Annotated in this window: 10 protein-coding genes; 3 read left to right on the top strand and 7 right to left on the bottom strand. The window is 74.6% G+C overall.

Going from position 1 to position 11997, the window contains the following annotated elements; translation table 11 throughout:
- Positions 1 to 8 precede the first annotated feature (8 nt).
- Both FHU37_RS16625 and FHU37_RS16620 read right to left on the bottom strand, forming a co-directional pair.
- Positions 9 to 305, bottom strand: coding sequence for a TFIIB-type zinc ribbon-containing protein (locus tag FHU37_RS16625; protein WP_179816330.1), 297 nt, complete (start codon positions 303 to 305; stop codon positions 9 to 11).
- A 64-nt stretch (positions 306 to 369) separates the two neighbouring features.
- Positions 370 to 1497, bottom strand: a complete 1128-nt coding sequence (locus tag FHU37_RS16620) for an aminoglycoside phosphotransferase family protein (RefSeq protein ID WP_246449940.1) — start codon at positions 1495 to 1497, stop codon at positions 370 to 372.
- 569 nt (positions 1498 to 2066) lie between these two features.
- Here FHU37_RS16620 and FHU37_RS16615 point away from each other — a divergent pair.
- Positions 2067 to 4955: a glycoside hydrolase family 48 protein gene (locus tag FHU37_RS16615; protein ID WP_376774034.1), complete on the top strand. Its 2889-nt coding sequence runs from the start codon at positions 2067 to 2069 to the stop codon at positions 4953 to 4955.
- A 219-nt stretch (positions 4956 to 5174) separates the two neighbouring features.
- Here FHU37_RS16615 and FHU37_RS16610 read toward each other — a convergent pair whose 3' ends face one another.
- Positions 5175 to 5504 carry an STAS domain-containing protein gene (locus FHU37_RS16610; RefSeq protein WP_179814952.1) on the bottom strand — a complete coding sequence of 110 codons (330 nt, stop codon included), beginning with the start codon at positions 5502 to 5504 and terminating at the stop codon, positions 5175 to 5177.
- A 102-nt stretch (positions 5505 to 5606) separates the two neighbouring features.
- Between FHU37_RS16610 and FHU37_RS16605 the strand changes: the two genes are divergently transcribed.
- Positions 5607 to 6524: a hypothetical protein gene (locus FHU37_RS16605; protein WP_179814951.1), complete on the top strand. Its 918-nt coding sequence runs from the start codon at positions 5607 to 5609 to the stop codon at positions 6522 to 6524.
- 137 nt (positions 6525 to 6661) lie between these two features.
- Positions 6662 to 8323 (top strand): C40 family peptidase, encoded by a 1662-nt coding sequence (locus FHU37_RS16600; protein ID WP_179814950.1) that lies wholly within the window; start codon positions 6662 to 6664, stop codon positions 8321 to 8323.
- Positions 8324 to 8389: 66 nt separating this feature from the next.
- Here the strand turns inward: FHU37_RS16600 and FHU37_RS16595 are convergent, their stop codons facing one another.
- The 4 genes from FHU37_RS16595 to FHU37_RS16580 all read right to left on the bottom strand — a co-directional run bounded on the left by FHU37_RS16595 (position 8390) and on the right by FHU37_RS16580 (position 11960).
- Entirely contained in the window at positions 8390 to 9334 is a 945-nt protein-coding gene (locus FHU37_RS16595; RefSeq protein ID WP_179814949.1) for a hypothetical protein, read from the bottom strand.
- Between the two features lie 210 nt (positions 9335 to 9544).
- A complete protein-coding gene (locus FHU37_RS16590) occupies positions 9545 to 10903 on the bottom strand; it encodes a styrene monooxygenase/indole monooxygenase family protein (RefSeq protein ID WP_179814948.1) in 1359 nt (452 codons plus the stop codon).
- A 120-nt stretch (positions 10904 to 11023) separates the two neighbouring features.
- On the bottom strand, positions 11024 to 11626 hold the full coding sequence (locus tag FHU37_RS16585) for a GTP-binding protein (RefSeq protein WP_179814947.1): 603 nt from the start codon (positions 11624 to 11626) through the stop codon (positions 11024 to 11026).
- On the bottom strand, positions 11607 to 11960 hold the full coding sequence (locus tag FHU37_RS16580) for a DUF742 domain-containing protein (protein WP_376773957.1): 354 nt from the start codon (positions 11958 to 11960) through the stop codon (positions 11607 to 11609). The genes FHU37_RS16585 and FHU37_RS16580 overlap by 20 nt, the downstream gene beginning before the upstream one ends.
- Positions 11961 to 11997: the final 37 nt, after the last annotated feature.

Below are 11997 nucleotides of genomic sequence, written 5' to 3'. Positions count from 1 at the left end.
CGGCGGGCTCAGGTGGAGAAGAGCATGCGGCCGAAGCTGCGCGGGCCGTGGTGTCCGTGACCGTGACCGTGCCCGCCGTGGTGCGGGGCACCCCACGCCGGCTGGCCGTAGCCGGCCGGCGGCGGCGGGGCGTGGCCCGGGGCGGGCGGCGGGGCCGGCTGCGCCCAGCGGGCCTCGGCCTGGGACAGCGACTCCAGCTCGCCGTAGTCCAGGAAGATGCCCCGGCAGTTGTCGCACTGCTCGATCTGCACGCCGCTGCGGTTGTACGTCCGCATGGCGCCGTGGCACTTCGGACACTGGAAGATCTGACTCACGCAGAAACCCCCTGAATAGACGGGACCGCTCCGAACCTTCGTGACGCTTGTGACACTACGGGAGCACGGCCGGCCCGGAGGCGGCGATGCGCTCGCACGCTGCTACCAACGCCGCTTCGTCCTCGTCCGGTTCCCGATCCTCCCGAAACGCCTCGGCGAGCCGCAGCGCGCACATCTGCACGGTGAGCGCGCGGGCCGGCGGATCCAGGCGTCCCCACAGGTCCGTCCGGGTGCCGCGGAAGCACGGCCCGCCGGCCGCCAGGTAGGCGTCCATGAACCGCTCCCAGATGGCGGCCGGCAGCAGGCCGGCGGCGTACCAGGCGGCGGGGCGGGCGAGGTCCCAGGCGGGGTCGCCGCGGCCGAGGTCGTCGACGTCTATCAGCCGCCACCGGCCGGCCGGTGCCATGACCACCTGGCCGAGGTGGAAGTCACCGTGCGTCAGGGCGACGCGGCCGTCCGGCGCGGCCGCTCCCGGGGCCGGCGCGCCCGGTGCGGGGGCCCGGGTCGCCGGCGGAACGGTTCCGGCGGCGGCCTCGACGGCCCGGGCGGCCCGCCGCAGCCAGGCCGGCCCGCCGCGGGCGACGTCCCGCCGCAGGATGTCCAGCGCGCGGGTCACCCGCCCGGGCGCCCCGGCCGGCGGCAGCGGCCCGGTGTCCCGCTCCAGCCGCTCCAGCGGCACGGCGTGCAGCGCGGCCAGCAGCCGTCCGCACTCCTCCCAGGGCGCGGCGTCCGGATCGCGCGGGTCCACCGGCCGCCCGGCCGGCCAGAGCGTGGCCAGCCGCCCGCCGACCCGGTGGGGGCCGGGGCCGTCCGGGACCGCGGCGCCCTGCTCCCGGGGCGACGCGGGCGACAGCGGCGGCAGCAGGCTCGCCGCGGTCAGCGGATGCGCGGCGACGGCCAGCCGGCGGCGCAGCGCACCCTCCTCCGCCTCCGGCGGGTGGGCCTTGACCACCACGGCGCCGACCCGGACGACGGTGGCGTCCTGACGGTCCGCCAGCACGGTCACCCCGGTGTGCGATCCGGTCGCCGCCCGCCCCAGCCGGCCGAGCGCGGCGGGCAGGGCGGGGTCGGCGTCGGCCGGCCTCCGCGGGGCGGGGCTGCCCAGGCGGCCGGAGGACGGGCGCCCGTCGAGGGGGACGCCGGCGAGCAGATCACCGGCCGGCGAGTGGTCGTGGGAGGCCATCCGCCCAGTCAAGCACCCCGGCCCGACGGCGCGGAGGCCGCCCGGCACGCCGGGCCGGCCCGGAGCAGGCATCGGAGCCGGGTCGGGGGCCTCGCCCCAGCCGGGTGGCGGCCGGTGGCCGGCCCGCGCGGGCACGCGGTTCGGGACCTGAAAACCGGGGCCGGCGGGGCGGTCAAGGCGCCTTCAGGTCTCGGCCGGCGAAAGGGCGTTATCCGGCCATTCGACACTGCTTCGAGACAGTTCACATCGGCCGTTGACATGTTCTTGACGTCTGTGAGGCTCGCCACAATCATCGTGAGAGCGCTCTCATCTTCGGGCCCGCCGCCGCACGTACGAGGCACGGCGGGCCCGGACCCATGTGCGCGTTTTCCCTTCCCGAGAGGAGCAGGCTCGTGCACCTCCCCTTCACGCCCCGCGCCAGGCGGCGCGGGCGCGGCAGACCCGAGAACGCCGGCCGGTCGTGGCCCGGCGCGCTCGCCCCCGCGGCGCCCGCCGCCCCACCCACCGACGGAAGCGCTCCCATCCGGCGTGAGGCGGCCCCCCGGCCGGCCCCCCGCCGCGCCCGCCGGCTGACCGCGGCGGCCCTGGGCATCGCCCTGCTGCCGACCAGCGGCGCGCTCACCCTCGGCGCCTCCACCGCCCAGGCGGCCGTGGCCTGCCGCGCCGAGATCCAGCTGGTCAACGACTGGGGCTCCGGCTACACCGCCAACCTGGTGGTCACCAACAGCGGCGACCCGTGGACCTCGTGGACCGTCGGCTTCGCCTTCGACGGCAACGACCGCATCGACAACGGCTGGAACGGGAGCTACACCCAGTCCGGCAAGAACGTGACGGTCCGCAACGCCGCCTGGAACGGCAACGTGGCCACCGGCGGCACCGCCACCTTCGGCTTCAACGCCTCCGGCAGCGTCCCGAACCGCACGCTGCCGAAGAACTTCACCGTCAACGGCGTCGCCTGCCAGGGCGAGCAGCCCGCGCCGATCGTGGCCCTCACCAGCCCCGCCCCGGGCGCCGCCTACACCCAGGGCACCGCGATCCCGCTGGCCGCCACGGCCGCCGCCGCCAACGGCGCGACGATCAGCAAGGTCGAGTTCTACGACGACGACGAGCTGATCGCCACCGACACCACGTCGCCGTTCTCCTACAACTGGACCGGTGCCTCCGCGGGCGCCCACTCCATCCAGGCGATCGCCACCGACAGCACCGGCGCCGTCGGCAGCTCGCAGCCGGTCGGCATCAACGTCACCGCCGCGCCCAGCGTGGTGGTCAACCCGACGTCGCTGTCGGTCGCCACCGGCTCCACCGGCACCTTCAACGTCTCGCTGTCGCAGGCGCCGACGAGCAACGTCACCGTCACCGTGGCCCGGGCCTCCGGCAACACCGGCCTGTCCGTCACCCGCGGCGCCACGCTGACCTTCACGCCCAGCAACTGGAACGTCCCGCAGGCGGTCACCATCTCGGCCGCCGAGGGCGGCTCCGGCACCGCCGAGTTCACCGCCACCGCCGCCGGCCTGGTCGCCGGCCGGGTGACCGTGCGGCAGATCGCCGAGGGCGACGGCGAGAACCAGGCGCGCTTCCTGGAGATGTACAACGACCTGAAGAACCCGGCCAACGGGTACTTCTCCCCCGAGGGCGTGCCCTACCACTCGGTCGAGACCCTGATGGTGGAGGCCCCCGACCACGGGCACCAGACCACCTCCGAGGCGTTCAGCTACTTCCTGTGGCTGGAGGCGGAGTACGGCCAGATCACCGGTGAGTGGCAGCCGTTCAACGACGCCTGGGAGATCATGGAGACGTACGCGATCCCGCGTGACGACCTCCAGCCCAACCAGGGCACCTACAACCCGAACGACCCGGCGACCTACGCCCCGGAGCACACCCTGCCGGAGTACTACCCGGCGCGGCTGGACAACTCCGTTCCGGTCGGTCGCGACCCGATCGCCGACGAGCTGTCGCAGACCTACGGCACCGACAGCATCTACGGCATGCACTGGCTGATCGACGTCGACAACACCTACGGCTTCGGCGAGTGCGGCGACGGCACCACCCGCCCGGCCTACATGAACACCTACCAGCGCGGCATGCAGGAGTCGGTGTGGGAGACCATCCCGCAGCCGTCCTGCGACACCTTCGCGCACGGTGGCCGCAACGGCTTCCTCGACCTGTTCACCGGGGACGCCAGCTACGCCCAGCAGTGGAAGTACACCAACGCGCCGGACGCGGACGCCCGCGCCGTGCAGGTGGCCTACTGGGCCAAGCAGTGGGCCGACGAGCAGGGCAAGGGCGCCGAGATCGCCGGCACCCTGGACAAGGCCGCCAAGATGGGCGACTACCTGCGCTACTCGTTCTTCGACAAGTACTTCAAGCGCATCGGCAACTGCCAGTCCCCGTCCTGCCCGGTCGGCACCGGCAAGGACAGCTCGCACTACCTGCTGTCCTGGTACTACGCCTGGGGCGGTTCGCTGGGCACCAACGCCTGGTCCTGGCGCATGGGCAGCAGCGCCTCGCACGGCGGCTACCAGAACCCCGTCGCCGCCTACGCGCTCTCCCAGGTCGACGGCCTGATCCCGGAGTCCGCGACCGGTCGGCAGGACTGGGCGACCAGCCTCGACCGCCAGGTCGAGTTCTACCGCTGGCTGCAGTCCAGCGAGGGCGCGATCGCCGGTGGCGCGACCAACAGCTGGCAGGGCGCCTACGCTCCCTTCCCGGCCGGGGCCTCCACCTTCTACGGCATGGCCTACGACTGGCAGCCGGTCTGGAACGACCCGCCGAGCAACAACTGGTTCGGCTTCCAGGCCTGGGGCATGGAGCGGCTGGCGGAGTACTGCTACATCAGCGACGACCAGACGGCCTGCGACGTCACCGAGAAGTGGGTCGACTGGGCGCTGCAGCACACCACCATCAACCCGGACGGCAGCTACCTGATCCCGTCCACCCTGAACTGGTCCGGCCAGCCGGACACCTGGAACCCGAACAACCCGGGTCCCAACAACAACCTGCACGTGACCGTGCGCGACTACACCAACGACGTGGGCGTCACCGGCTCCTACGCCAAGGTGCTGAGCTACTGGGCCGCCGCCTCCGGCGACACCGAGGCCCAGGAGACCGCCGCCGCGCTGCTCGACGGCCTGTGGGGCCTGCGGGACAACATCGGCGTCTCGGTCGAGGAGACCCGCGCCGACTACAGCCGGTTCACCCAGGAGTACTCGACCTCCAACCCGAACCACGACGGCGTGTACGTCCCGGCCGGCTGGCGCGGCACCATGCCGAACGGCGACGTGATCGAGCCCGGCGTGACCTTCCTGGACATCCGCTCCTTCTACAAGGACGACCCGGAGTGGCCGAAGGTCGAGGCGTACCTGAACGGCGGCCCCGCGCCGACCTTCCGGTACCACCGGTTCTGGGCCCAGACCGACGTGGCCACGGCCATGTCGACCTACGCCCGCCTGTTCGAGTGACCGGGTGATCCGGGCGGCCGGCCGCCGGTGACACCGCCCGCGCGGTGACCGGCGACCGGGATCCGCAACCAGCGGGGCCGTTCCCTCCCCCCACCGGGAGGGAACGGCCCCGCGCCGTCCACCCCGGGCGTCCCCCGCTCCCGGCCGGAGGGGGCTCCACCCCACGGTTCACCCCACGCCCCGGTTCACCCCACGCCCCGGTTCACTCCCCGCGCAGGGTCACTCCACGCCCAGCGTCGCGGCGGTGCCGGTCATCCGCAGCACCCGCAGGATCAGCGGCGAGGCGCTGGCCACCCGCAGCCGCACGCCGACCGAGGAGGCCCGCCGGTGGCACTCCAGCAGGGTGCCCAGGCCCGCGGAGTCCATGAAACCGACGTCGTGCAGGTCCACGATGATCACCGTGGGACGGTGGGCCAGGCACTGGGTGATGCCGTCACGCAGCTCCGGGACCGTGTCCAGGTCGAGGTCCCCGCGCACCGCCAGCACCACGCTGCCGTCGAGCTCCAGCCGTCGCAGATCCAGCACCGGGGCGTACTCGGAGAAGTCCATGCCCGTCACCTACCCTCCCCGCCCCCCGATTCGGGAGAGAAACGGGGCGTGCGAATGACTCGCCCCCAACATATCGGCCGGCCGACCCGGCAGACTGGCGCCATGCGGACCGACAGCGCCACCCTTCCCGGCCGGCCCGACCGGCCCAACGAGGACTTCGCCGCCGTGGGGTCACGGACCGTCGTGGTGCTCGACGGCGTCACCCCCAACCCCCGTACCGGAACCGGCTGCTCCCACGGCGTCCCCTGGTACGCCCGCACCCTCGGCACGGCGCTGCTCGCCCGCCTGGAGGAGTCCCTCCAGCCGGCCGGCGGGACGGAGGCGGAGCCCCTCCGCCCGATGGCCGACTGCCTCGCGGAGGCCATCGAGGCCACCGCCGACCTGCACCGCGCGAGCTGCGACCTCGACCACCCGGCGACGCCCTCGGCGACGGTCACCGCGGTCCGGCTGGCCGGCGGGGAGCTCCACTGGCTGGCGCTCGCCGACTCCTCCCTGCTCCTCCAGCCCGCCGCGCCCGACGGCGCCCCGGCGCCGCTCCCGCCGCCCCGGGTGGTCACCGACGACCGGGTGGACCGCGTCGTCGCCGACGTCCGCGAGCGGTTCCGGGACGCCTTCGGCGGAACCCCGCCCGGCCCGGAACGGGAGGCGGCGCACGCCGCCTACGCCGCCGCCGTGGACGCGCTGCGCAACACCGAGGGAGGCTTCTGGACGGCCGGCTCCCGGCCGAACGCCGCCGCCGAGGCGCTCACCGGAGCGGTGCCGCTGGCCGAGCTGTCCGCCTTCGCCCTGCTCACCGACGGCGCCGGCCGCTGGGTCGAGCTCTTCCGGCTCGGCGACTGGGCCGCCTTCGCCGCGACGCTGCTGCGGGACGGGCCGGTGGCCGTGCTGGAGCAGGTGCGCGCGGCGGAGGCCGCCGACCCGTGGACCCGGAGCCGACCCCGCATCAAGCGGCACGACGACGCCACCATCGTGCTCTGCCGCGACTGGTGGGCGTCCGGCGGCTCGGCGAACGCCACATGACACTCAGGTGAGCGGCTGGTAAGAGCCCTTGCCGGTGGTGCCGGTGTGCGCAACCATCCGTGTGCGACGGCGCGTCAATCCACGCGTTCCCGGCCGGACGCCACCGGCCGGGCGGACACGACAGAGAGGCGTCCCGGATGTCGGCAGCCCAGCGGTCCTCCACCCGGCGGTCCTCCATCTGGCGGCGCGCGGCGCTGCGCTGCTCGCTCGTGCTGGCCGGCGCCGCGCTGCTGGCCACGGCGCCCGGGGCGGTGTGGTCCCCCGCGCTGGCCGCGCCCGACACCCCCACCGCCGCGGCCACCGCCCCCGACGTCGACGCCGCCGCCGACCAGGCCGCCGGCATCGACCTCAGCGGGCTGCTGGACCAGCTGATGGCGCTGTACGAGGACGTCTCGGCCGCCAACGACCGCTACAACGAGCTGACCGACCGGCTGGACCGGCAGCGCGCCCGGGTCGCCGAGCTGCGCGCCGAGGAGGAGGAGCAGCGCGAGCGGGTGGCCCGGGCCGAGGAGGCGGTCGGCGCCCTGGCCCGCGAGCAGTATCGTTCCTCCGGGCACCTGTCCGAGCTGTGGGGCTGGATCAGCTCCGACACGCCGGAGGAGCTGGACGCCGGCAACCGGCTGATCGACCAGGCCGCCCGCGAGCAGGCCAACGAGCTGGCGGAGCTCCAGGACGCCCGCGACGCGCTGGCCGCCATCCTGGCCGAGGCCGAGGCGTCACTGACCGGCGTCGAAGGGCTGACCGCCGACCAGCAGGAGGCCCGCACGGAACTGCTGGGCCGGCTCGACGAGGCGGAGCGGATGGTGCTCTCCCTCACCGGCGCCCAGCTCGCCGACCTCCAGGCCCTGGAGGAGGCCCGGACCGCCCAGGCGCAGACCGAGTTCCTGGCCCGCTACCCGCTGCTGCTGCGGGACGGCGGCCGGACGCCGTCCGACCAGGGGCAGGCCGCCGTCGCCTACGCCTTCGCGCAGCTCGGCAAGCCGTACGTGTGGGGCGGGGCGGGCCCGGACGTCTTCGACTGCTCCGGCCTGACCTCGCAGGCGTGGCTCTCCGCCGGCGTCACCATCCCGCGCACCAGCCAGCAGCAGTGGGCCCAGCTGCCGAAGGTCCCGGTCGGCCAGATGCGCCCCGGCGACCTGGTCATCTACTACCCCGGCGCGACCCACGTGGCGATCTACATCGGCGACGGCCAGGTGATCCACGCCCCCCGCCCGGGATCGGTGATCAAGGTCGCCCCGGTGGCCTCGATGCACGTGCTGGGCGCGGTGCGGCCGGACGGCGACGCTCCGTCGCTGCCCGAGTGGGAGTCGCCCGAGATCCCGGCGTCGGCGACCGCGCCGACCGGGTTCGTCGACGTGGGCTACTCCACGGAGGGCGACCGCCCCGGCGGCACCCCGCTGCCCCCGCCGCAGCCGGCCGCCACCCCGCAGCCCCACCCGACCGGACGGCCGACCGCGCCGTCGGCCGGTGACGGGACCGGCGCTCCCGGCTCCCGGCCGCCCTCCGGCTCGCCGTCCCCGGGCCCGACGTCCCCCGGTTCGCCGTCCGCCGGTGCGCCGTCCCCCTCTGCCTCCCCGTCCACCGCGCCCAGCGGCGGGCCGTCGACCTCGCAGTCCCCCAGCGCGCCGGCCTCCTCCGAGCCGCCGTCGGGCGATCCCGGCGCGTCGGCCTCGCCGACCCCGTCCGGCAGTGGGTCCGCCGGCGAGCCGACGCCTTCGGACTCCGGCTCGGCGCCCGCGGAGGGCGGCACCGCCCCGGACGAGCCCGACCAGGGCCTGCTGGAGCGCATCTTCGGATGACCGCTGCCGCCTGCCCGCGCGTGCGGGCAGGCGGCAGGCGGCGGCGTCTCCCTCAGCCCTGCCCGGTCACCGGCCCTCCCCGGTCACCGGCCGCCGTCGGCGCAGCCCGGCGAGACGATCCCGCAGGCGGGAGCCGAGCAGCGTCCAGCCGAGCGGGCCGGCCACCACGGTGAGCACGAAGGCGACGATCCGCACCGGACCGGCGTCCAACACGTGCCCGAGCTGCGCGATCACCGTGTAGTACGCGCCGAGCGCGACGGCCAGCCCGAGCACCACCGCGCCCGCCCCCAGCGGGGAGCCGCGCTCCGCGCCACGCGGCCCGGCCCCGGGAGCGAGCCGGGTCACCGCCCCGGCGACCAGCAGCGTCACACCGATGCCCAGGACCGCGCCGACAGCGCCGAAGAAGAGCGCCGTCCCCCGAGCACCCTCCTCCGGCAGCCAGCCCATCCACCGGGTCGCCGTGCTGAGTGCGACGGCACCGCCCAGCGCCGCCATGGCCCCGTAGAGGAAGGCGAGCCGGGAGCCGAGGGAGAGGGCCTCCTCGGGAACCGGCGGGCGCGGCGCGAAGAACCCGCCGAAGGCGGCGAACCCCCCGACGATCAGCGACGGGACCAGCCAGGCGGTGTTCGGCCCGTCGTCGGTGCCGCCCCACGCGTAGCCGAGCCGGACCAGCGCGGCGAACACCGCGTAGGAGGCGAGCAGCGCGGCCCAGCCGGCGAGCACCCGGGCCCCGCGGCGGACGGCGGACGGCGTGCGCAGCAGCCCTCCGGCGACGAAGAGGCACCCCACGCCGAACGCCGGTGCCAGCCACTCCCCGGGCTCGTCCTCGGGGAAGCCGTAGCCGTCCGGGTCGTCGATCAGCATCGCGATCCAGCCCATGGCGAGCAGCAGCAGCACGACGGTGCCCAGGTTGAGCAGCAGGCTGCCCGCCGTCCGCCGGGGCCGGTCGGGTCCGGCCGGCCGGTCGGGCGCGGCCGGCGCGGCGGGTCTGTGTGGTGCGGAATGGGACATGCGTGTCTCCCCCGTGAAGACGACGACGGGCCGGCCCCCCGGCCGCCACCCGGGGGTGGGCCGTGGGGACACGGCGTCAGGACGCCTCCTGCTTCCCACCGCGCGCGTGACCGTGTCAAGCCGCCGGCCGGCCGGTCCGGCGAACGGGCGCCGGGCGCCGGCCCCCCGTGGGGACCGGCGCCCGGACCACGCCACCGGTGTCACCCGCCGTCAGCGGTGCGCGGCATCCTCCGCCTGCTGCCGCGACCCGCGCGGGCCGGGCAGCCCCGCGTCCGGATCCGAACCCTCCGGCTGGGCGTCCGGCCGGGCCGCGTCGCCCCCCGGTGGGGTCAGCCGGCCGGCGGCCGCCAGCTCCGCCAGGTAGTCGGCGCAACCGGCCGGGTCGAGGAAGAAGTTCTGGAAGTCCGACGGCGTGTCGAAGCCGTTCGCCACCCGGTCGGCGATGTCCTGGCAGGTGTTGGCCGCGCCGAAGAGCTCCAGCACGTGCGGCGGCGGGGGCGCCAGCATGGCGTTGGTCCACGCCGTCACGTGCCGGGCGTAGTCCCAGTAGCGGTCGAAGGCCCGCTCCATGAACTCCCGGTCGAACGGCCGGTCGCCGTGCTCCAGGATCGAGGCGAGGTAGGAGGCGGCGCACTTGGCGGCGTTGTTCGAGCCCTGCCCGGTGATCGGGTCGTTGGCCACGACCACGTCGGCCACGCCGAGCACCAGCCCACCGGACGGCAGCTCCGCGACCGGCCGCCGCACGGTCGGCGGGTAGCGTCCGGCGAGGGTGCCGCCGGCGTCGGTCAGCTCGACGCCGTGCGTCCGCTCCCACTCCCAGGGCAGGTAGGTGCGCATCAGGTCGAGCGTCAGCTCCAGGTGCTCGCCCGGATCCTTGATGTCGGTGAAGACGTCCAGCGGGCCGCCCGGCACGCCCTCCCAGAACAGGATGTCGGCCGGCCCGGACAGGGTGAGCGTGGGCATGATGAACAGCTCGCCGACGCCGGGCACCAGGTTGCAGCGGACCGCCAGGAAGTCGTGCTCGGGCCGGGGCCCGAGGCCGTGCACGTAGGTCACCGCCAGCGCCCGCTGCGGCGCGTCGTACGGCGAGCGGGAGGCGTCCCGCTGGAACATCGACACCAGCTCGCCCTTGCCGGCCGAGACCAGCACCAGGTCGTAGGAGCGGGCGAACCAGTCGAGGTCGGAGACGGTCACGCCGTGCACCACGACCTGTCCGCCGCGGGCCGCGAACTCCTCCAGCCAGCCGGCCATCTTCAGCCGCTGGTCCACCGACTGGGCGTAGCCGCGCAGCCGGCCCACCCAGTCGACCGGCCGGCTGCCGTCCGGCCCGGCCACCGACACGCCCAGCCCTTCGATGAGCGGGGCGTCCGACTCCCAGAAGTTGATCCCGAGCTCCCGCTCCGTCTGGAGCGAGCCGTGGAACATGCACTGGGTGGACATGACCCGGCCGCCGCGGATCTCCTCGGCGGTCCGGCTGGTCATCAGGGTCACGTCGTAGCCGTGCTGTTGCAGCCCGAGCGCGAGCTGGAGGCCGGACTGCCCGGCCCCCACGATCAGAATCCTTCGCATTGCCGCGGTCTTCCCGTCTCCTCATGTTGGGTGCGCCCGTCGCGGTGGTCGGGCCCTCGCGCGGCGTCGGGGCGGTCGGCGCGGTTCCGCCCCCTCGCCGCCACCCGCGCCGCCGGTCGCTCAGACCTGCTCGCGCTGCGCTTCGAGGGCGTGCATGACCAACGTCATCAGGGACTCGACGACCGAGTAACGACGACGGGCGTCGCAGGTGACCACCGGGGTGTCCGGGGGCAGCGCCAGCGCCTCGCGGACGTCGTCCACGGCGTGCTCCTGGCTGCCCTCGAAGTGGTTGACGGCGACCACGAACGGCAGACGGCACCCCTCGAAGTAGTCGATGGCCGGGAAGCAGTCGGCGAGCCGGCGGGTGTCGGCCAGCACCACCGCGCCGATGGCGCCGCGCACCAGGTCGTCCCACATGAACCAGAACCGCTGCTGGCCCGGGGTGCCGAACAGGTACAGCACCAGGTCGGACTCCAGGGTGATCCGCCCGAAGTCCATGGCCACGGTCGTGGTGGTCTTCTCCGGCGTGCCGGTCAGGTCGTCGAGCCCCTCACTGGCCTGGGTCATCACCGCCTCGGTGGTGAGCGGGGTGATCTCCGAGACCGCCCCCACGAAGGTCGTCTTGCCCACCCCGAAGCCGCCGGCGACGACGATCTTGGTGGAGATCGTCGACGCGATGCGTTGCGAGCGGATCGTGGTCGTTTCAGAGCTTGCGAAGTCCACTGAGCACCCTTTCGAGCAGTGCGCGATCGGGCTGCCCCGCACCGTGGTCGGTGCGGTGCACGCGGAGCCTTCCGGAATCCGCGAGATCGCTGATCAGGACACGGACGACTCCGAGCGGGATCTTCAGCAGAGCCGAGACCTCGGCGACGGACCGGACGCTCCGGCACAGGTCGCAGATGGCCCGGACCTCCGGCATGACCTGGCCGGGCCGGGTGTCCGGACGGTCGATCGCCGAGACCAGCGTCTCGACGAGGAGGACGTGTCCGAACCGGGTCCGTCCGCCGGTGATCGCGTACGGACGAACCCGGGACGTCCTCCCGTGGTCCCCGTTCACCACGTGGTCCTCCGTTCCTGGCGGTCTGTGTGCGGGC

This window comes from Allostreptomyces psammosilenae, from assembly GCF_013407765.1.
GTDB lineage: Bacteria > Actinomycetota > Actinomycetes > Streptomycetales > Streptomycetaceae > Allostreptomyces > Allostreptomyces psammosilenae.
Note: the sequence above shows the minus strand (reverse complement) of the source record. Positions and strands in the feature narration are given on the sequence as shown.

Coding starts and splice junctions, on each gene's coding strand:
- FHU37_RS16595 (WP_179814949.1), bottom strand. CDS start 9,334: ATGTCCCATTCCGCACCACACAGACCCGCCGCGCCGGCCGCGCCCGAC.
- FHU37_RS16600 (WP_179814950.1), top strand. CDS start 6,662: ATGTCGGCAGCCCAGCGGTCCTCCACCCGGCGGTCCTCCATCTGGCGG.
- FHU37_RS16610 (WP_179814952.1), bottom strand. CDS start 5,504: ATGGACTTCTCCGAGTACGCCCCGGTGCTGGATCTGCGACGGCTGGAG.
- FHU37_RS16620 (WP_246449940.1), bottom strand. CDS start 1,497: ATGGCCTCCCACGACCACTCGCCGGCCGGTGATCTGCTCGCCGGCGTC.
- FHU37_RS16590 (WP_179814948.1), bottom strand. CDS start 10,903: ATGCGAAGGATTCTGATCGTGGGGGCCGGGCAGTCCGGCCTCCAGCTC.
- FHU37_RS16605 (WP_179814951.1), top strand. CDS start 5,607: ATGCGGACCGACAGCGCCACCCTTCCCGGCCGGCCCGACCGGCCCAAC.